This window comes from Azospirillum sp. FG154 (genome assembly GCF_057809575.1).
In genome coordinates, this window is the sequence record NZ_JBMDKF010000014.1 from 132271 (window position 1) to 152361 (window position 20091).

Below are 20091 nucleotides of genomic sequence, written 5' to 3' on the forward strand. Positions count from 1 at the left end.
CGGGAACGATGCGGATTTTGTTTTTCGGCGACGTGGTGGGCCGGGCCGGACGGGACGCGGTGATCGCGCACATGCCGGCGCTGCGCGAGCGGCTGGACCCCGACCTGACCGTGGTGAATGGCGAGAACGCCGCCGGGGGCTATGGCGTCACCGTCAAGATCGCCGAGGAGTTTTTCGCCGCCGGGATCGACGTGGTGACTCTGGGCAACCACACCTGGGACCAGAAAGAACTGGTCGGCACCATTGAGCAGCAACCGCGCATCGTCCGCCCGGTGAATTACCCGGACGGCACGCCGGGGCGCGGCTTCGTCCTGTTGCAGGCGCGCGGCGGGCGCAAGGTGCTGGTCATCAACGTTCTGCTGCGCCTGTTCATGGAGCCGATGGACGACCCCTTCGCGGCGGTGGACCGGGTGTTGAAGGCGCACCGGCTGGGCGCGGGCGGGGTGGACGCCATCCTGATCGACGTTCATGGCGAAGCGACCAGCGAGAAGATGATTATGGGCCATTTCTGCGATGGCCGCGCCTCGCTGGTGGTGGGAACGCACAGCCATGTGCCCACCGCCGACCACACCGTGTTGCCCAAGGGAACCGCCTATCAGACCGACGCGGGCATGTGCGGCGATTACGACAGCGCCATCGGCATGAAGAAAGAGGTGGCGATGGCCAAGATGGTCCGCAAGCTGCCGACCGAGCGGCTGTCTCCGGCGGAAGGCGAGGGGACGGTCTGCGGCTGCTATGTGGAGACCGACGACCGCACCGGGCTGGCCCTGCGCATCGAGCCGCTGCGGATCGGCGGGCGGCTGAGCCAGACCTTCCCGGAACGGAGCCAGTGACGGAACAGCCGGGGCGCTGCGGCGAAAAGCGGCGCGCGGCGGTCTGCGCCGCGCTCTCGCCATATTGACTTTCTAATCCGGTGGGTGTCGTCTGCCGCGCCGAAAGCGTGCGGTGGCGTGACGGACCTGTTACATGTGTTCTGCGCCCATCCACCAATTTAACCCGTTCTTGTTCGAGGCTCGTTCGACCCATGGCCGGTCATTCCCAATTTAAGAACATCATGCACCGCAAGGGCGCGCAGGACGCCAAGCGGTCCAAGATTTTCAACAAGCTCGCCCGCGAAATCACCGTGGCGGCCAAAGCGGGGCTGCCCGACCCGGCGGCCAACCCGCGCCTGCGCGCCGCCATTCTGGCGGGCCGCGCCCAGAACATGCCGCGCGACCGCATCGACCGCGCCATCAAGCAGGGCACGCCCGGCGGCGGCGACGACGCCAACTATGAAGAGATCCGGTACGAGGGCTACGGCCCCGGCGGCACCGCGCTGATCGTCGAGGCGCTGACCGACAACCGCAACCGCACCGCGTCGGAAGTGCGCTCCGCCTTCACCAAGCATGGCGGCAGCCTGGGCGAGACCAATTCGGTCAGCTTCATGTTCAACCGGGTCGGCGCGATCCTCTACCCCGTCGCCGCCGCCAGCGCCGACGCCATGTTCGAGGCGGCCCTGGAGGCGGGCGCCGACAATGTGGAATCGGACGAGAACGGCCATCAGGTGACGAGCACGATCGAAAATTTCGGTCTGGTGCGCGACGCGCTGGAAGCCAAGTTCGGCGCCCCCGAAAGCGCGCGCCTGACCTGGTTGCCGCTGAACACCGTCGCCCCCAGCGAAGAGGCGGCGGTCAGCCTGTTGAAGCTGATCGACGTGTTGGAAGACAACGACGACGTTCAGGTGGTCGAAGGCAACTTCGACATCTCCGACGAGCTGATGCAAAAGCTCACCGCCTGAATTTGGGCGGGGCCTGATTGGGCTTAAGTTGGGGCGAACGGGGGCAGGGTTGTGTTTGCGCAGGCCGGACGACACGGAACGGCGCCGCCATCGGCGGTTCGTCTGCTGGGGATCGACCCTGGCCTGCGCCACACCGGGTGGGGCGTCATTGACGTCCTCGGCAACCGCCTGACCCACGTCGCCGACGGCGCGGTCCATTCCGACGCCAATTGCTCCTTGGCCGAACGTCTGGTGCAGCTTCACGACGCCCTGTCGGCGGTGTTGGAGCGCTACGCCCCCGACGAGGCGGCGGTCGAGGAGACCTTCGTCAACGCCAACGCCGCGTCCACCCTCAAACTGGGGCAGGCCCGCGCGGTGGCCCTGCTGGTTCCGGCGCTGGCTGGTCTGGCGGTGGCGGAATACGCCAACAACATGGTCAAAAAGGCTGTCGTCGGGCAGGGCCGGGCGGACAAGGCGCAGGTGCAGGCGATGATCCGCCTGTTGCTGCCCGGCTGCGCCATCACCACCCCCGACGCCGCCGACGCGCTCGCCGTGGCGATTTGCCACGCCCACCATCGGTCCAGTTGGACAATGTGGCGGCGAAACGATTCCGCGCACCGTCAAACCCTCTCCCCCCCGGGGAGAGGGAGGGGACCCGCCGCAGGCGGGGAGGGTGAGGGCGTTGCGACCGCGACGCCTCCCTCGATCCGCAAAACCGGCAAACGCGCGCCCGAAGAAACCGAACGCGCCCGCGTTCTGCGCCGCGACGCCACCGATGTTGAAGCCGCTCTCTGGCAGCGTTTGCGCAATGCCCAGCTTGGCGCGAAATTCCGGCGGCAGGAGCCGATCCTTGGCTATGTCGCGGACTTTCTGTCGCACGAGCATCGCCTGATCGTGGAGCTGGATGGCGGGCAACACGCCGAGCAAGCCGCCGCCCACGATGAACGGCGCACGAAAATGCTGGAACAGGCCGGATTCCGGGTAATCCGCTTTTGGAACACCGACGTGATCGAGAATATGGACGGCGTCCTGACGACGATCAAAACCCGGTTGGAGGAGCGTGACGCGGCGCGGTCAACCGTCGCGGCGGGGAACCCCTCACCCGGCCCTGCGGGCCACCCTCTCCCGAAACGGGAGAGGGATTTGGAGGACGAGCGCGCATGATCGCCAAACTCACCGGAATCGTCGATTCCACCGGAACCGACTGGGTCGTTCTGGACGTCAACGGGGTCGGCTATCTGCTGTCCTGCTCCAACCGCACGCTGTCGCGGTTGGCGGTGGGGGAGCGGGCTTCGCTGGTGGTGGAGACCTTCATCCGCGAGGAGCGCATCGTCCTGCACGGCTTCGGCGATCCGGGCGAGCGCGATTGGTTCAAGCTGTTGACCACCATCCAGGGGGTGGGCGCGCGGTTGGCTCTGTCGATCCTGGGCGTGCTCGACCCCGACCAGCTCACCCGCGCCATCGCCGCGCAGGACAAGACCGCGCTGATCCGCGCCGACGGCGTCGGGCCGAAGGTGGCGGCGCGCATCCTGAACGAGTTGAAGGACAAGGTCGGCAATCTGACGCTCGGCCCCGCCGCCTCGCCCGCGACGCCGGCCAAGGGCGCCCCGGCGTTGGCCGCGTCCACCGCCAACGCGGCTTTGGCCGACGCGGTGTCGGCGCTGGTCAATCTCGGCTATGGCCGGTCGGAAGCCTTTGGCGCGGTGGTCGCCGCCGGGCGGGCGCTGGGCGATGAGGCCAACGTTTCCGACCTGATCCGTCAGGGCTTGAAGGAATTGAGCCAATGACCGGACCGGACCGTCTGGTGCAGCCGGGCCAAGGGCAGGGCGACGGGGCGGAATCCTCGATCCGACCCTTGACGCTCGCCGAATTCATCGGCCAGCGGCAGGCGCGGGAAAACCTGTCGATCTTCATCCAGGCCGCCCGTTCGCGCGGGGAGGCGCTGGACCATGTGCTGCTGTTCGGCCCGCCGGGCTTGGGCAAGACGACGCTGGCGCAGATCGTCGCGCGCGAGTTGGGCGTGGGATTCCGCGCCACCTCCGGCCCGGTGATCGCGCGGGCGGGGGATCTGGCGGCGCTGCTGACCAATCTCCAGCCCCACGATGTTTTGTTCATCGACGAGATTCACCGCCTTAATCCCGCCGTGGAAGAGGTGTTGTATCCCGCCATGGAGGATTTCCAACTCGACCTCATCATCGGCGAAGGGCCGTCGGCGCGCTCGATCCGCATCGATCTGCCGCCCTTCACGCTGGTCGGCGCGACGACGCGCAGCGGCCTCATCACGCGCCCCTTGCGCGAACGCTTCGGCATTCCGGTGCGGCTGCAATTCTATGAACCCGACGAGCTGGAACTGATCGTCCGCCGCGCCGCCGGGGTGCTGAACATGGCCATCACGCCGGAAGGCGCGCGGGAAATCGCCAACCGGGCGCGCGGCACCCCGCGCGTGTCGGGCCGTTTGCTGCGCCGGGTGCGCGACATCGCCGCCGTGGCGGGGGTGGACGAGGTGGACAAGCGGGTGGCCGACGCCGCCTTGACCCGGCTGGAGGTGGATCGGCTGGGGTTGGACGGCATGGACCGCCGCTATCTCGGGCTGGTCGCCACGAATTACGGCGGCGGGCCGGTCGGGGTGGAGACTTTGGGCGCGGCGCTGGGCGAACAGCGCGACGTGCTGGAAGAGGTGGTCGAACCCTATCTGATTCAGCAAGGCTTTCTGCAACGCACGCCGCGCGGGCGCATGTTGACCGACCAGGGGTTCCGCTATCTCGGCCTCAACCCGCCGAGCGCGCCGACGCGGCAGTTCGACATGCTCGACCGTCTGGCCGACGGCGCGGAGGGGGAGGGCGACGATGCCTGATCCGGCGCTTTCCCTGTCCGGTTGGTTCGCCGAGGACGGCACGCACCGCTTTCCCGTGCGCGTCTATTACGAGGACACCGACGCGGGCGGCATCGTCTACCACGCCAATTACCTGCGCTTCGTCGAACGGGCGCGGTCGGAGATGCTCTATCTTCTGGGCTTTCGCCAGACCGAGATGGCGGCGGGCGGCCCGGATTCGCCGGGTGTGTCATTTGCGGTACGGCGGACGACGATTGACTTCGCCGCCCCGGCCCGGCTTGAGGATACGCTTGAAGTGGAGACAAGGATCGCCGATATCGGCGGTGCCTCCTTCGCAGTTGCACAAATCATCCGCCGCGATGGGCGCTTGCTCGTCCGCGCCGATCTGCAATTGGTGACGATCAACGCGGCGGGACGCGCCGTGCGCCTGCCCGGTTCGGTGCGCGCGGCGATGGATCGCCTGCGTCGGACGCAAGATTCGTTTCAACCCGGCCCCAATCGGCCCAACACCCTGCAAACACGAGACTGACCGCGATGGATGCCCTGCAAACCGCCCAAATGGTCGGCGCCGCCGCCGCCACCAAGGCTCCTGAGATCACGATCCTCGGCCTGTTCTGGCAGGCTGACGCGGTCGTCAAGATCGTCATGCTGATGCTCGTCGTCGCCTCGGTCTGGTGCTGGGCGATCATCATCGAAAAGCTGATGCGCATCCGCCGCCTGAACGCCCAGGCCGACGCCTTTGAAGAGAGCTTCTGGTCGGGCGGGTCGCTGGACACGCTCTATGACCGCATCGGCCAAAATCCGGGCGATCCGATGGCGGCGACCTTCTCCGCCGGGATGCGCGAATGGCGGCTGGCCGCCGACCGTGGCCTGTCCGGCACCATGAAAGGCTCGCTGCAACAGCGGGTCGAGCGGGTGATGGCCGTGACCATCGGGCGCGAGATGGCGCGGGCCGAACGCTACATGACCTTCCTGGCCTCGGTCGGTTCGACGGCCCCCTTCATCGGGCTGTTCGGCACGGTGTGGGGCATCATGAACTCCTTCACCTCCATCGCCGGGTCGGGCAACACCAGCCTCGCCGTGGTGGCGCCGGGCATCGCCGAGGCGCTGTTCGCCACCGCCATGGGCCTGCTGGCCGCCATCCCCGCCGTGCTGTCCTACAACAAATTCTCCACCGATCTTGGCCGTTACGCCGATCGGCTGGACACCTTCTCGGGCGAGTTCGCGGCGATTCTGTCGCGCCACCTCGAGGAGCGGGGAGCCGCCTGAACCATGGCCGGACAACTCGCAGGCAAATCCCACGGGCGCGGCAAGCGCCGGGGCTATCGCGCGATGGCCGACATCAACATGACGCCGTTCATCGACGTCATGCTGGTGCTGCTGATCGTCTTCATGGTCGCCGCCCCGATGCTGACCGTCGGCGTGCCGGTCGATCTGCCCAAGACCAACGCCGCCCCGCTGGAGCAGCAAAAGGATCCGCTGTTCGTCACCGTGCAGACCGATGGACAGATTTTTGTCCAGGAATCGGCGGTGGAACTGGGCAACATGGTGCCGCTGCTGATCGCCGTGACCAACAACAACCCCGAAGCCCGCATCCTGGTGCGCGGCGACCGGACGATCGCCTATGGCAAGATGCTGGAAGTGATGGGCACGATGAGCGCCGCCGGTTTCAAAAAGGTCGGTCTGGTGGCTGAGATGCCAAGCGGCCCCGCCGCGACCTCGGCGCGCGTCGGCGCCGCCCCGGTGCGTTGAGGCGGGCGGATCTCCATGCGCAAGCCCCTGATCGCCTCGGCTGTTTTGCACGTCGCGTTTGTCGCGCTGATGGTGCTCGGCATGCCGCCCAGCGATCGCAAGCTCGACATCACCCCGTCGATCCCCATCGAGATCGTCGAGATGGGCGAGGTGACGCAGGCCGCCCGCGTTGAAAAGGGCGAAACCAAGCCCGCCAACGCGGTTCCGCATCCGCCGGTGCCGGAAACCAAGCCGACGCCGCCCGCCCCGACGCCGCCTGACGCGGAAGACGAGCCGCCGCCCCCGCCGCCGCCGCCAACCCGCACGCCGGAGCCGCCGAAGGTCGCCCAGGTCCCGCCGCCTCCGCGCGAGCCGACCCCGCCGCCCAAGCCGACTCCGCCACCACCGCCACCTCCCCCGGCGCCACCTCCCCCGGCGCCACCTCCCCCGGCGCCGCCGCCCCCACCTCCGCCGCCTCCCGCGCCGCCCCCGCCGCCGGAGCCGTCGCCCGTTCCCACGCCCAAGCCCCCGGAACCCAAACCGGAGCCGAAGCCGGAGCCGCCGCGCCCGCCGGAGCCGCCACGGCCTGAGCCGCCCAAACCGGAACCGCCGAAGCCGCCCGAGCCTCCCCGGCCCGAGCCGCCGAAGCCGGAACCGAAGAAGCCGGAACCGGCCAAGCCCGAACCGGCGAAGCCCGCGCCTGCGCCCGCCAAACCGGCGGAACCGGCCAAGCCGACGGAAACCGCCAAGCACGAAGCGGCAAAGCCAGCCCCGGCCAAACCGGCGGAAAAGGCGGCGGCCAAGACGGATCCGCTGTCGGACCTGCTGTCGAACGTCGGCAAGCTGAAGCCGTCGGATAGCCCGAAGGCCGACGGCAAGGCTTCGGCCAAGGCGGACAGCGCGGCCAAGCCAAGCCAGCAAACCGCCTCGGCGGCCCCCGCTGGCGCGGCCAAGGCGGTGAACGGTCCCGACAAGCCGTTCAAGCCGTCGGGTCGGGCGCTGGACGCCATCCGTGGCCAGCTCAGCAAGAACTGGAACTTCGATTCCGGGCGCAAGGACTCGAACTCGATGCAGATCGAGATTCACGTCGAGGTCGGTCGCGACCGTTCGGTCATTCAGGCCTACATCGACGAGAAGTACCGTTCGCGCTATATGACCGACGCGGCCTTCCGCGCGTCCGCCGACGCCGCCGTGCGCGCCGTCAAGCGCTCCAGCCCGCTGGAGTTGCTGACCAGCGAGTTCACGGCGGACAAATACGACCAGTGGCGTTACATCGTGTTCAATTTTGACCCGAGGGACATGTTCTGACCATGACGACGAAGACGAGGCTTATGCTGAAGCTCGCTGGCCTGACCGGCGCGCTTCTCTTGTCCCTCGGCGTTGCCGCTCCGCAGGAGGCGCGCGCCGAGTTGCGCATCGACATCACGCGGGGCGTGGTCGAACCGCTGCCCATCGCCATCACCAGCTTCGCCGGAGCCGGTGGTCGCGACGCTCAGACCGGGGCCGACATCGCCAAGGTGATTTCCGCCGATCTGGAACGGTCTGGCCTGTTCCGCCGGCTCGACCCGCGCGGCTTCCTGCAAACGCCTGAACAGCTTCGCACCGGCGATCCGCGTTACCAGGATTGGAAGGCGCTGGGCGCGCAGGCGCTGGTCGCGGGCAACACCACCACCGGGTCCGATGGCCGCATGAAGGTGGATTTCCGCCTGTGGGACATCGCGTCCAGCCAATACATGCACGGGCTGAGCTACACCGCCCCGCCCCAGGAATGGCGCCGCATCGCCCACATCGTCGCCGACGCCATTTATAAGCGTCTGACCGGCGAGGACGGCTATTTCGACACGCGCATCGTCTATGTGGCCGAATCCGGCCCGGCGAACGTGCGCAAGAAGCAGCTCGCCATCATGGATCAGGACAGTGAGAACCACCAGTTCCTGACCGACGGGCAGTCCTTGGTCCTGACGCCGCGCTTCTCGCCGACGACTCAGGAAATCACCTACATGTCGTACTTCAACAAGAAGCCGCGCGTGTATCTGTTCAACATCGACACCGGTCGGCAAGAGGTGCTGGGCGATTTTCCCGGCATGACCTTCGCCCCGCGCTTCTCGCCCGACGGCAACCGCGTCATCATGAGCATGGCGCAGAACGGCAACACCGACATCTACACGCTGGATCTGCGGACTCGCCGCCAGACCCAGTTGACCGATTCGCCGGGCATCGACACCGCGCCCAGCTATTCGCCGGACGGCCAGCGCATCGTCTTCGAGTCGGACCGGGGCGGCAGCCAACAGCTTTATCTGATGGGCGCCGACGGGTCGGGCGTGAAGCGTTTGAGCTTTGGCGAGGGGCGTTACGGCACGCCGGTGTGGTCGCCGCGCGGCGATTTGATCGCATTCACGCGCCAGCGTGGTAGCAGCTTTGCAGTGGGCGTGATCCGCCCGGACGGTTCGGGCGAGCGAATCTTGAGCGAAGGCTATCATGTGGAAGGCCCGACCTGGGCGCCCAATGGCCGCGTCTTGATGTTTTTCAAAGACTTGCCGTCGGGTGACGGTCGCGGACGGAACGCCAAGCTTTATTCCATCGACATTACGGGGGCGAACGAACGCCGCGTCAGCACGCCGTTGGACGCGTCCGATCCGGCATGGTCGCCCTTGATTCCCTAATCAACTGCTCCTATTTTGCGGCAGCGAGAGGGCAAGGCTTCAGACGACGGTCGGACGTCGGTTTTTCGTCGGGGTTGGCGAAGAAGAGCGGCCCTCATCATGCTTTTCCGACCAAATCAATTGACGTCGTTTTCAAGGGGTCCCTGAACATGCGCATGAAATTCCTGGCTTTGGCCGCCGTCGCTCTGCTCGCCGCCTGCGAAACCGCTCCGAAGGACGCCAACACCGGCGCCGCCACCGGCTCGACCGCGATCCGTCCCGGCTCGCAGGAAGACCTGGCCGTCAACGTGGGCGACCGTGTTTTCTTCGGTCTGGACCGCTATGACCTGTCGCCGGAAGCCCGCGCCACCCTGGACCGCCAGTCCAAGTGGATGCAGACCTACGGTTCGGTCACTGTGACCGTCGAAGGCCATGCCGACGAGCGCGGCACCCGCGAGTACAACCTGGCGCTCGGCGAGCGTCGCGCCAACTCGGTGAAGAACTACCTGGCCGCCAAGGGCGTCCCGGCCAACCGCGTCAAGGTCGTGTCCTACGGCAAGGAAAAGCCGGCCGTCGTCGGTTCGACCGAAGCCGCCTGGTCGCAGAACCGCCGTGGCGTGACCGTCGTCGACTGATAAGTCGGCGCGGAACCGTTCGGGTTCAAAGGAACGTCGCGTCTGGGAAACCAGGCGCGGCGTTTTTTTTCGCCCAGAAAGGGGATCGTTCCGCCTTCTTTGGTCGGGAGGGGTGATCGGCGCGGGTGCGCCCGGCGGCGTCTTCTGCTAAACAGCCGTCATCACTTTGCCTTTTTGACTTGGCACCGTCACAACGGGATCCTCAAGCCCGGACAGGAAGATTGCGCATGACCAAAGTCACCTCCTTCACCGCTCTGCTGCTGAGCGGTTTGCTGTGCGGGACCTCCGCCTTTGCTCAAACGGCGTCTCAATTGGACCGTGTTCAGCGGTTGGAGGGGCAGGTCGCCGCGCTTGGCGGAACTGTGCAGGTGGCTCAGGATTCGTCGCTCGCCGCCGATTTCGAGGTTCGTTTGCAGCGTCTGGAGCGCGACGTGTCGGTGATGACCGGGCGCTATGAGGAGACCACGTATCAGATCTCGCAACTGCGCGAACGTCTGGAAAAGATGAACGGCGACATCGATTTTCGCCTGAAGGACATGGAGTCCAAGGGCGGCGGGGCGATGGGCGGCAACGCCATGGGCGACAGCGCGTTGGGGCCGTCGAAGACGGCCAAGGGGCCGGACAAGCCGCAGGAACGCGCGCCGGACAAGGCGCCGGAAAAACCGTCCGCCGTTGCGGCGTTGCCCGCCAACGCCACGCCGGAAAAGCAGTATGAGCACGCTTTTGAACTGCTGCGTCAGTCGGACTATGACAAAGCGGAGAAGGCGTTGCAGGAGTTCATCGCCAAGAACAAAACCCACGCTTACGCCAGCAACGCGCAATATTGGCTGGGCGAAAGCTATTACGTTCGCAAGAAATTCCCGGAAGCGGCGCAGGCCTTCGCCGAGAATTTGTCAAAATATCCCAAAAACCCGAAGGCGCCGGACAGCTTGCTGAAACTCGGCATGACCTTGCAGCAGTTGAACAAAAAGTCGGACGCTTGCACCGCCTTCAACCAGTTGATGACCAAGTTCCCGGAAGCCTCGGCCAGCGTGAAGCGCCGCGCCGACACGGAGCGTAAGCGCATCAATTGCCCGACCTGACGACCCGCCCGGCGCCAGCGGCGGCGGCTCCGGTTTCCGACGCGGAGTTCGCCAGCCGCATGGCGCGTCTGGCTGGTTTTGAGTCCGCCCCTCGGCTGGCGGTTGGTCTTTCGGGCGGCGGCGACAGTCTGGCCCTGACCCTTCTTCTGCATCGCTGGGCGACGGGGCGGGGCGGGGCGCTGTTGGCGCTGACGGTCGATCACGCCTTGCGCCCGGAATCGGCGATGGAAGCCGCCGGGGTCGCCCAGACGATGGCGCGGATCGGCGTTCCCCACCGCCTGTTGCGCTGGGAGGGGGAGAAGCCCAACGCCGGTCTTCAGGCGGCGGCGCGGGAAGCCCGGCATCGTTTGCTGATCGCCGCTTGCGTCGAGGCGGGCGTCCCTTGTTTGGCGCTGGCCCACAATCAAGAGGATCAAGCGGAAACCGTTCTGCTGCGTTTGTCGCGCGGATCCGGGGTGGATGGGCTGGCCGGGATGGCGCCGAGTCGTCCCGCCGGACCCATCCGGTTGATCCGCCCCTGTCTGGATTTGCCGCATGAGCGGCTGTTGGCGACCTGCCGGGCGGCGGGGGTGGGGTGGGTCGAGGATCCTTCCAACCAAAACCCGCGCTTCGCCCGCGCCCGTTTGCGCGCGGTTGGCTCTTTGTTGGCCGAGGAGGGGTTGACCGCCGAACGATTGGTCGAAACCGCCCGCCGCGCCGCCCGCGCCCGCGCCGCGCTGGACCGCGTGACGGCGGATCTGTTGGCCGTGGCGGCGTCGCTCCATCCCGAAGGCTGGATCCATCTGGACCCCGCGCCCTTGGCGGAGGCCCCGGAGGAGATCGCCTTGCGGGCGTTGACCCGGTGTCTGACCGTCGTCGGCGGCGGGGCGCGCCCGATCCGCGACGCGGCGGTGGAACGGCTCTATGGCGAGCTGCGGATGGGGATGGAGCGGGGGCGGACGCTGGCGGGGTGTCGGGTGCTCCGCCGTCGGGCGGCCATCCTGATCGCCCGCGAGGCCGAGGCCGCCGTCGAACGTTGCGTTGTCCCGCCTGGGCAAAGCGTGTGGTGGGATCGCCGCTTCACCGTCACGCCGTCCGCCGAGCGGCGGACGCCCGTGGAGGTGGCGCGTTTGGGCGTTTCCGCCTGGTCGCGCGTGGTCGCGGAAAAACCCGAGTTGCGGCGGCTTGATCTGCATGCGACGGTGCGGGAAACACTGCCAGGTCTGTGGTCGGATGGGCGGCTGCTGGCGGTTCCGACGCTGGGATTTGCCGGGGATGACCAACCGATGACCGACCTTGTGCGCTTTTCTCCGGCCTTGCCGTTGGCGGGGCCAGCTTTTCCGGTTGTTTTGGCGGGCGGCGGCATTATTTAATCTGAGAACGTGCCCGTGGAGACCGGGGTGCGGCCTTGTCGGCGCACCGCACGGCGATGGGTTCGCAGAAAGGCGTGTGACGTGAACAATTTCGGCAAGAATCTCGCCCTCTGGATCATCATAGGGCTGCTGTTGGTGGCCCTGTTCAACCTGTTCCAGAGCTCTTCGACCCGCAGCCCGCAAACGACCGTTCCGTTCAGCGAGCTTCTCGCCGAAGTGGATCGGGGGCAGGTTGCCGATGTCCAGATCAAGGGCAACCAAGTGTCCGGCCATTTCAGCGATGGCCGCTCCTTCAGCACCTTCATTCCGCCCGAAGCCGGGCTGGTGGAGCGTCTGACCAACAAGAACGTGCGGATCAGCGCGGTCCCCGACGACAGCAACGTCCCGTCGCTGTTCTCGGTGCTGCTGTCCTGGTTCCCGATGCTGCTGTTGATCGGCGTGTGGATTTTCTTCATGCGTCAGATGCAGTCGGGCGGCGGCAAGGCCATGGGCTTTGGCAAGTCGCGGGCGCGCCTGCTGACCGAAAAGGTTGGCCGCGTCACCTTCGACGACGTCGCGGGCATCGACGAAGCCAAGCAGGAACTGACGGAAATCGTCGAGTTCTTGAAGGATCCCCAGAAGTTCCAGCGTCTGGGCGGCAAGATTCCGAAGGGCTGCCTGCTTGTCGGCCCGCCCGGCACCGGCAAGACGTTGACCGCGCGCGCGGTGGCTGGCGAAGCCAATGTGCCGTTCTTCACGATTTCCGGTTCGGATTTCGTTGAAATGTTCGTCGGCGTCGGCGCGTCCCGCGTGCGTGACATGTTTGAACAGGGCAAGAAGAACGCCCCCTGCATCATCTTCATCGATGAAATCGACGCGGTGGGCCGCCATCGTGGCGCTGGCCTGGGCGGCGGCAACGACGAGCGCGAGCAGACGCTGAACCAGCTTCTGGTCGAGATGGACGGGTTCGAGGCGAACGAGGGCGTGATCCTGATCGCCGCCACCAACCGCCCCGACGTTCTTGATCCGGCGCTGCTGCGTCCGGGACGCTTCGACCGCCAGGTCGTGGTGCCCAACCCCGACGTGCTGGGCCGCGAGAAGATCCTCAAGGTCCACATGCGCAAGGTGCCGCTGTCTCCGGACGTCGACGCCAAGGTGATCGCGCGCGGCACGCCGGGCTTTTCGGGCGCCGATCTCGCCAACCTTGTGAACGAGGCGGCGCTGCTGGCGGCCCGCATCGGCAAGCGCGTGGTCGGCATGAGCGAGTTCGAGAACGCCAAGGACAAGGTCATGATGGGGGCCGAGCGCCGCTCCATGGTCATGTCGGAGGATGAGAAGAAGCTGACCGCCTATCATGAGGCCGGTCACGCCATCTGCGCCGTCCACAGCGCGGACAGCGATCCGGTCCACAAGGCCACCATCATCCCGCGCGGTCGCGCCCTGGGCATGGTGATGCGTCTGCCGGAAGGCGACCGGATTTCGCTGTCGCAGGCCAAGCTGTTGGCCGATTTGTGCGTCGCCATGGGCGGTCGCATCGCCGAAGAGTTGATCTTCGGCAAGGATCGGGTGACGACCGGCGCCTCGGGCGACATCAAGATGGCGACCGAAATGGCCCGCCGCATGGTCACGGAATGGGGCATGAGCGAGAAGCTCGGCCCGCTCCTGTACGGCGAACCGACGCAGGAGGTGTTCCTCGGCCATTCGGTGACGCAGCACAAGAACATGTCGGACCGCACGGCGCAGACGGTGGACGAGGAAATCCGTCGGATCGTTGACGAGAGCTATGAAAAGGCCCGCAAGATCCTGACCGAGAACATCGATCAGTTGCACGCGCTGGCCAAGGGTTTGCTGGAGTTCGAGACGCTGAGCGGCGAGGACATCAACCGCCTGCTGCGCGGCGAACCGATCATCCGCGACGAGGACCGGGAAAGCTACACACCCGCCCCGCCGCGTCAGCCGACTTCGGGCCGCCGGTCCTCCGTTCCGCCCACCGGCGGGAAGGAAGGCGGCATGGGGCCGGAGCCGCAGGGAACCTGATCGCCGACCAGGCTTGCCGGAGGCGTTTTGTCTCCGGCAGGTTTGGCGGGCGAGGACTTGGCGGTCAAGGAGTGGCGTAGACGATTGTTCACGCACAAAAAAGCCGACGCGCCCTGTGGACGCGTCGGCTTTTTGCGTGATGGCGCTGGAGGAGCTTTAGAAAGACCCCTTTTGCTCGCGCCGACGGTCCAGCGCGATGTCGAACTGACGCAGCAGCTTTTGGGTGCCTTCAAAATACAGCTTGCGCGAGGGCGTGTTTTTCATGCAACGGGCGTCGAGATGCGACACGCTGGTCAGCGCCGACACGCAATAGCCAAGCAGCCAGTAGCGCGACCGGATGGTGCGCAGATACTCGCGGAAGGGTTCGGGCTTTCCAGCCATGAACGAGCTGAAGGCCGTTTCGTAATCGGCCAGAATGCCCCGGATGTCCATCAAGGTGGTGTCCAGCAGCTTGCCCACCTTTTCGATGTGCATCAGCAGTTGGGTTTCATAGGGCTTGTGCATGCGGATGTCGACCGGCACGCAGTCCTTGGATTTCAGCCAGTTCAGGATCACGCGTGCGCGCGGGGCGATGCGGCGCAACTGGTATTCGTAGAAGGTGGTTCCCTTCCAGGCGCTGAAAATCGTGTCGGCTTCGCTGCGTTCGATGCCAAAGGCGGAGACGAACAACCCCGCCTCTTCCAGATTGGGATTCCAGATGGCTTCGAGGAAGCGTTCGATGCTCTGGGCGTTGCCGCCCCCGCCGCCGCCGCCCAGAGCCTTGCGGACAATGGGTTCAATGCGGGCGCGGATAAGGCGGCGAAGCTGATGGTCTTCCTCGTTGCTGATGAGCCAATGACGGGGATCGACGTTGACCTTTTCCGCCTCAAAGCATGTTTTCAACAGGAAGGCGTCGAGCGACGGCACCTCGTCGATCATCGACAGCATCTTCATGTCGCCGATGATGCCGTTTTCCGCCGGGCCGTTCTTGATGCCGAACTGCTCTTCCAGCAACAACTCACTGTTGTGGCCCCGCAGATAGACGGCGATGCCGCCGGATTCCGGGGATTTGGCGTTGTGCGGCACATAGATGCCCGTTTCGACCGGCCGTCCGCCGCCTTCGCTGACCTCGTCGTCGCCGGAGATCGGACCGCCGCCGCCATCGTCAAGACCGTTGAAGCTGGGGTATTTGAACAGGATTGAATTGTTCAAACCCTGGGCCTTGAACATTCTCTGTTCTTCGGGGATCTCGCGCGTGATCGCGATGAGATTCATCGACACGCTGGAGCCGCCGTAGAGGATCTGTTCCAGAATCGGGGAGACCGAATCCATAGTCTTGCGAGCGCGCATCAAAATTACCCGATTCCAGGAATTATGGGCAGAGCATAAACGGCGCGAACGCAAACGCAAAGAGGGATCGGCTCAGCGATCCCCCTTTGCAATCTTGGCTCACACGGTTGTGAATCAATCAGCTTTTGGTGTGCCGCCCAGCGAGTTCAGAAGCTGGGCGACTCCAGCGGCCTCATCGACGGCGACCATGCCGACGGTGTGATAGCCGCTGTCCACATGCATCACCTCGCCGGTGACGCCGGCGCCCAGATCGGACAACAGGAACAACCCCGCGCCGCCGACCTCCTGGATGGTGACGTTGCGCTTCAACGGAGCGTTCAGCTCGTTCCATTTCAGGATGTAGCGGAAATCGCCGATGCCGCTGGCGGCCAGCGTCTTGATGGGACCGGCGGAAATGGCGTTGACACGGATGTCCCGGCCCCCCAGATCGACGGCGAGGTAACGCACGCTGGCTTCCAAGGCGGCCTTGGCGACGCCCATCACGTTGTAGTGCGGCATGACGCGCTCAGCCCCATAGTAGGATAGAGTGAGCATGCTGCCGCCATCCGTCATCAACGGCACGGCGCGTTGCGCCACGGCGGTGAAGGAGTAACAGGAAATGTCCATGGTGCGGAGGAAGTTGCTCCGCGTGGTGTCGAGATACAGGCCATCCAACTCGTTCTTGTCGGAAAACGCGATCGCATGAACCACGAAATCCAACTTGCCCCACTCCGCTTCAATGGCGGCGAAGGTCGCGTCGATGCTGGCCTCGTCCGTCACGTCGCACGGCAGGACAAGGCGCGCGCCAACCTGATCGGCGAGCGGCTTCACCCGCTTCAACAGGGCGTCGCCCTGATAGGTGAAGGCCAACTCCGCCCCGTGCTGGGCCAGGGTGGACGCAATCCCCCAGGCGATCGAGCGGTCGTTCGCCACGCCCATAATCAGGCCACGCTTGCCAGCCATCAGCGGCATCGGATTGGACATTGGTACCTCGTGAACTGGGCTATTGCCGCGAAAAGTGGGGCGCATCCTACACGAAAGCGTCGCCCGGTCAAACCGACGCCGCAGAATTCAGAGCAGGAGATTCGCCATGACGGCGACTGATCGAGGGGTGGGTCAGGCGCGCCGAGCGGTCGCGCGCCTGCGTGACCTGGGCGGCTTCTTCGGTCATTCGATGCTGCGTTTTTACAACGACAATTGTTTTCAGACCGCCGCGTCGCTGACCTACACCTCGCTGTTGGCCATCGTGCCGCTGATGACCATCGGCTTCGCCATCTTCTCCGCCTTTCCGGCCTTCAGCGCTTTGCAGACGCAAATCCAGATGACGATCTTCAAAAATCTGGTGCCGGAGATTGGCGACGCGATTCTGGATTATCTGGGCCGCTTCATGGCCAACGCCGGGCAGATGCCAATTTTTGGCGTTATTGGGCTGGCGGTGTCGGCGGTGCTGCTGATCTGGACCATCGAGGGGGCCTTCGCCACCGTCTGGCGGGTGCGCGAGCCGCGTTCCTACGTCACCCGCATTCTGTCCTTCTGGGCGGTGGTGTCGCTGACGCCGCTGTTCGTCGGAGCCAGCCTGTCGCTGTCAAGCACGCTGTGGACGGCGCTGGAGTTCGCCCATCTCGACGGCGTGGCTTACCCCTTGGCCGGGTTTGGCGTTCTGCTGCCGCTGGCGCTGCAACTCATCGGCTGCTCGCTGCTGTACCTCATCATTCCCAACCGCGAGGTGTTCTGGCTTGACGCCTTTTGCGGCGGCGCGGTGGGAGCGGTGTTGCTGGAGGGATCAAAGGCGGTGTTCGCCTGGTACATGCGCGAATACCCGGCCTATCAGACCATCTATGGGGCGCTGTCCACCGTCCCGATCTTTCTGTTTTGGCTCTACATCGCTTGGTCGACCGTGCTGTTCGGCGCGGTGGTGACGGCCTCCTTGCCGGAGTGGCGGGCGGGAAAGATCACGCGCGGCGGGCCGGAAGGCTTGTCGCCGGCCCAACGGCTGGCGTTGGCGTTGGCCGTTCTGGCTGAGTTGAAGGAGGCGAGTCGGCTTGGCGTTGGGTTGCCGCGTCGGACGCTGGTGGCGCGGGTGCCGGTGGGAAGCCTGTTGATCGACGGCATTCTGGACCAACTGCTCGACGCCCATTGGGTCGCCCACACCACCCGCGATTCGTGGGTGACGACTCGTGATCTGGCCGAATCGACTCTGCTCGACCTCATCAAGGCGCTGGGAATCGGCATGCGTGGATCGGTGCGGGAACTTGGCGACATGAACCACCCGTGGCAGGAGCGCGCCGCCCGTCTTCTGGAAGTGGCTGACGGACGTCAGGGCGAGGTGTTGAACGTGCCGATCAAGAGCCTGTTGGCCGATGGCGTGGCGGAAGCGAACGGCGCAACCACGCTGTCGGTTCGCGCGGTGAAGGGGTAAGGGGCTTGGGTTGAAAAGAAAATGGCCCGCCACAAATGGCGGGCCGCTCTCACCTGTCGCGCAGGTCAATCAGGCTATCAGTCCAATCCGGCCTTTTTGCGGACGTCGTAGCTGCGGGTCTTGGACCATTGCTCCATGAACTTGACCAGTTCGGCGTCGGGCGGGTCGGGCAGCATGACCTTCAGCTTCACATACTGGTCGCCCGCCGTTCCGCCGGATTGGCTGGCGACGCCCTTGCCGCGCAGGCGCAGGACCGATCCGGTGTTGGCGCCGGGCGGCACCTTCACCGCCACCTTGCCGCTGATCGTCGGCACATGGATGGTGGCGCCCAAAACCGCCTCGTTCAGGGTGATCGGCACCTCGACATGGATGTCGCCGTCCTGACGGGTGAAGAAGGGGTGGGCTTCGACATGAACCTCGATGATGGCGTCGCCGTTGGGCATGCCGCCCATGCCGGGCAGCCCCTGGCCCTTCAGCCGCAGCTTCTGTTCGTTCTCCGTGCCGGGGGGAACCGCCACGTCGATGCTTTTGCCGTTGGACAGGCTGATGCGCCGCTTGGTGCCTTGGGCGGCCTCCACGAAGGGAACCGTCACCGAATAGGCGATGTCGCTGCCGCGCACCTTCGGCCCATTTGACGACGCGCCGCCGCCGCTGGCGCCGGCCCCCGCCCCGCCGCGACGGCGGGCGCCGCCGAACAGGTCGGAAAACCAATCGTCGCCGCCGCCAGAGAAGAATGAGTCATCAGCGCTGCCGCTGTAAGCGCGCCCGCGCCCGGCATGACCGCGCGGACCCGCATGACGTTCCTGGCCCGAGGAGTCAATCTCCCCCCGGTCGAACTTGGCGCGCTTCTCGGAGTCGGACAGCAGGGTGTACGCCGCTGAAATCTCCTTGAAGCGCTCCTCGTTGGCGGCGTCGCCCGGTTTCAGATCCGGGTGATGCAGCTTGGCAAGTTTCCGGTACGCCTTCTTGATGTCATCGGCGCTGGATGATCGGCTGACGCCAAGAACGCTGTAGGGGTCACGCGTGGCCACGGGCGAAGCAATCCTGCCCCCAAGAGTGGGGGCATCAAAAGGTTACTGATTGGCGATGATCTTCCACGTTCCATCGGGTTGTTTGCAAGCGGTTCCGTAAGCAAGCTCCGTCCGACCGCCAACCGTGACCGTCTGTTGATACTCGCGGCAGTAGGTTCCGGTGTTGCTGTAGCCGTCGCGGGTGGTGGTGACGGTGCCGGAATTGCCCGATTGCGGGTTGTTCCAGGCGATTCGGTCGCCCACCGGGGCGGCGTAGGCGCGGCGCGCGGCGGTGCTGGCGAAATCGGCGTCGGCCTTGTCCAACGACGCGCCGATCTCCTTGCCGACGAACGCGCCCAGCAGCGTGCCGACGCCGGTGGCGATCAGTTTGCCCGATCCGCCGCCGATCTGCGACCCGATCAGGCCGCCGGCCACGGCGCCGCCGACCGTGCCGAAGGTTTCTTTGGCGCCGCCGGTGGTGCAACCGGCGAGCAGGGCCACGGCCAGAACGGTCGGGACGAGTTTCTTCACGAACATCTGCGCCTCAAAAAGGTTTGGGTGCCGCCAACGCCTTATCCGATGGCGCGGTGGTGGACAGTGATATAAGCGACCCTATCCTTGCTGTGAATTGGCATGACGGTGGGCGCCATCGTTTTTCACAACAGCCCGCCCTTGCCCCCGGATGAAACAGGACGATCCGCGATGACCGACACGAGTGACCGCAATCCGTATGAGCTGTTCGCCGAATGGCTGGACGAGGCCGGACGGAGCGAGCCGAACGACCCGAACGCCATGGCGCTCGCCACCGCCGACGCGGCGGGCGCGCCATCGGTGCGCATGGTGTTGCTGAAGGGGGTGGATGATCGGGGGTTTGTTTTCTACACCAACACGGAAAGCCGCAAGGGCGAACAGCTTTTGGCCAACGCCAACGCGGCGCTGTGCTTTCATTGGAAATCGCTGCGCCGCTCGATTCGGGTCGAGGGCCGGGTGGAGCGGGTGACGGATGCCGAGGCCGACGCCTATTTCGACAGCCGTCCGCGCGAAAGCCGAATCGGCGCCTGGGCCTCGCAGCAGTCGCGCCCGCTGGAAGGACGGTGGGAGTTGGAAAAGCGGGTGGCCCAATTCGCCGCCAAGCACGCGATTGGTCGGGTGCCGCGTCCGCCGCATTGGACCGGCTTCCGCGTTCTGCCCGCGCGGATTGAATTCTGGCAGGATCGTCCCTTCCGTTTGCACGACCGGTTGCTCTATCGAAGGGACGAGTCGCAAGCGACTGGGTGGGTTACGGATCGGCTTTATCCTTGAGCGAC

The 20091-nt window shown here is 65.7% G+C and carries 20 protein-coding genes and 1 pseudogene; 17 read left to right on the forward strand and 4 right to left on the reverse strand.

Annotation, left to right across the window (positions count from 1 at the left end):
* Positions 1-8 precede the first annotated feature (8 nt).
* The 15 genes and pseudogenes from ACODS4_RS17180 to ftsH all read left to right on the forward strand — a co-directional run bounded on the left by ACODS4_RS17180 (position 9) and on the right by ftsH (position 14047).
* Positions 9-833 carry a TIGR00282 family metallophosphoesterase gene (locus tag ACODS4_RS17180; RefSeq protein WP_488865763.1) on the forward strand — a complete coding sequence of 275 codons (825 nt, stop codon included), beginning with the start codon at positions 9-11 and terminating at the stop codon, positions 831-833.
* Positions 834-1024: 191 nt separating this feature from the next.
* The gene (locus tag ACODS4_RS17185; RefSeq protein ID WP_488865764.1) at positions 1025-1777 is read left to right on the forward strand and encodes a YebC/PmpR family DNA-binding transcriptional regulator; all 753 of its coding nucleotides are present in this window, start codon (positions 1025-1027) and stop codon (positions 1775-1777) included.
* A gap of 51 nt (positions 1778-1828) precedes the next feature.
* Positions 1829-2338, forward strand: a pseudogene (gene ruvC / locus ACODS4_RS17190) (crossover junction endodeoxyribonuclease RuvC); the annotation flags it as partial.
* A 9-nt stretch (positions 2339-2347) separates the two neighbouring features.
* On the forward strand, positions 2348-2920 hold the full coding sequence (locus ACODS4_RS17195) for an endonuclease domain-containing protein (RefSeq protein WP_488865816.1): 573 nt from the start codon (positions 2348-2350) through the stop codon (positions 2918-2920).
* Entirely contained in the window at positions 2917-3543 is a 627-nt protein-coding gene (gene ruvA / locus ACODS4_RS17200) for a Holliday junction branch migration protein RuvA (RefSeq protein WP_488865766.1), read from the forward strand. Before ACODS4_RS17195 ends, ruvA begins: the two co-directional genes overlap by 4 nt.
* Positions 3540-4610 carry a Holliday junction branch migration DNA helicase RuvB gene (gene ruvB, locus ACODS4_RS17205; RefSeq protein WP_488865768.1) on the forward strand — a complete coding sequence of 357 codons (1071 nt, stop codon included), beginning with the start codon at positions 3540-3542 and terminating at the stop codon, positions 4608-4610. Before ruvA ends, ruvB begins: the two co-directional genes overlap by 4 nt.
* Positions 4603-5118: a tol-pal system-associated acyl-CoA thioesterase gene (gene ybgC / locus ACODS4_RS17210; protein WP_488865770.1), complete on the forward strand. Its 516-nt coding sequence runs from the start codon at positions 4603-4605 to the stop codon at positions 5116-5118. The genes ruvB and ybgC overlap by 8 nt, the downstream gene beginning before the upstream one ends.
* A gap of 5 nt (positions 5119-5123) precedes the next feature.
* Positions 5124-5858, forward strand: coding sequence for a protein TolQ (gene tolQ, locus ACODS4_RS17215; RefSeq protein ID WP_488865772.1), 735 nt, complete (start codon positions 5124-5126; stop codon positions 5856-5858).
* Between the two features lie 3 nt (positions 5859-5861).
* Entirely contained in the window at positions 5862-6341 is a 480-nt protein-coding gene (tolR, locus tag ACODS4_RS17220; RefSeq protein WP_119829350.1) for a protein TolR, read from the forward strand.
* Positions 6342-6356: 15 nt separating this feature from the next.
* Positions 6357-7628, forward strand: coding sequence for a hypothetical protein (locus ACODS4_RS17225; RefSeq protein ID WP_488865774.1), 1272 nt, complete (start codon positions 6357-6359; stop codon positions 7626-7628).
* 2 nt (positions 7629-7630) lie between these two features.
* A complete protein-coding gene (gene tolB / locus ACODS4_RS17230; RefSeq protein ID WP_488865776.1) occupies positions 7631-8983 on the forward strand; it encodes a Tol-Pal system beta propeller repeat protein TolB in 1353 nt (450 codons plus the stop codon).
* Between the two features lie 149 nt (positions 8984-9132).
* Positions 9133-9597, forward strand: coding sequence for a peptidoglycan-associated lipoprotein Pal (pal, locus tag ACODS4_RS17235; RefSeq protein WP_488865778.1), 465 nt, complete (start codon positions 9133-9135; stop codon positions 9595-9597).
* Between the two features lie 227 nt (positions 9598-9824).
* On the forward strand, positions 9825-10679 hold the full coding sequence (gene ybgF, locus ACODS4_RS17240; RefSeq protein ID WP_488865780.1) for a tol-pal system protein YbgF: 855 nt from the start codon (positions 9825-9827) through the stop codon (positions 10677-10679).
* Positions 10667-12031, forward strand: coding sequence for a tRNA lysidine(34) synthetase TilS (tilS, locus tag ACODS4_RS17245; protein ID WP_488865782.1), 1365 nt, complete (start codon positions 10667-10669; stop codon positions 12029-12031). Before ybgF ends, tilS begins: the two co-directional genes overlap by 13 nt.
* An 81-nt stretch (positions 12032-12112) precedes the next feature.
* Positions 12113-14047: an ATP-dependent zinc metalloprotease FtsH gene (gene ftsH, locus ACODS4_RS17250; RefSeq protein ID WP_488865784.1), complete on the forward strand. Its 1935-nt coding sequence runs from the start codon at positions 12113-12115 to the stop codon at positions 14045-14047.
* A 156-nt stretch (positions 14048-14203) separates the two neighbouring features.
* Here ftsH and ACODS4_RS17255 read toward each other — a convergent pair whose 3' ends face one another.
* Positions 14204-15376, reverse strand: a complete 1173-nt coding sequence (locus ACODS4_RS17255) for a hypothetical protein (RefSeq protein ID WP_488865786.1) — start codon at positions 15374-15376, stop codon at positions 14204-14206.
* Positions 15377-15490: 114 nt separating this feature from the next.
* Positions 15491-16339 carry an enoyl-ACP reductase FabI gene (gene fabI, locus ACODS4_RS17260; protein ID WP_488865787.1) on the reverse strand — a complete coding sequence of 283 codons (849 nt, stop codon included), beginning with the start codon at positions 16337-16339 and terminating at the stop codon, positions 15491-15493.
* A 106-nt stretch (positions 16340-16445) separates the two neighbouring features.
* Here fabI and ACODS4_RS17265 point away from each other — a divergent pair, with 106 nt between their 5' ends.
* Positions 16446-17774 carry a YihY family inner membrane protein gene (locus ACODS4_RS17265; protein WP_488865789.1) on the forward strand — a complete coding sequence of 443 codons (1329 nt, stop codon included), beginning with the start codon at positions 16446-16448 and terminating at the stop codon, positions 17772-17774.
* A 77-nt stretch (positions 17775-17851) separates the two neighbouring features.
* Here ACODS4_RS17265 and ACODS4_RS17270 read toward each other — a convergent pair whose 3' ends face one another.
* Together ACODS4_RS17270 and ACODS4_RS17275 are read right to left on the reverse strand one after the other, a co-directional pair.
* Positions 17852-18805 (reverse strand): DnaJ C-terminal domain-containing protein, encoded by a 954-nt coding sequence (locus tag ACODS4_RS17270; protein ID WP_488865791.1) that lies wholly within the window; start codon positions 18803-18805, stop codon positions 17852-17854.
* A gap of 42 nt (positions 18806-18847) precedes the next feature.
* The gene (locus ACODS4_RS17275; protein ID WP_488865793.1) at positions 18848-19321 is read right to left on the reverse strand and encodes an RT0821/Lpp0805 family surface protein; all 474 of its coding nucleotides are present in this window, start codon (positions 19319-19321) and stop codon (positions 18848-18850) included.
* 165 nt (positions 19322-19486) lie between these two features.
* On the opposite strand from ACODS4_RS17275, the gene pdxH reads away from it, so the two are divergent.
* Complete coding sequence (gene pdxH / locus ACODS4_RS17280) at positions 19487-20086, forward strand: pyridoxamine 5'-phosphate oxidase (protein WP_488865795.1); 600 nt, start codon at positions 19487-19489, stop codon at positions 20084-20086.
* The last annotated feature ends 5 nt before the right edge of the window (positions 20087-20091 follow it).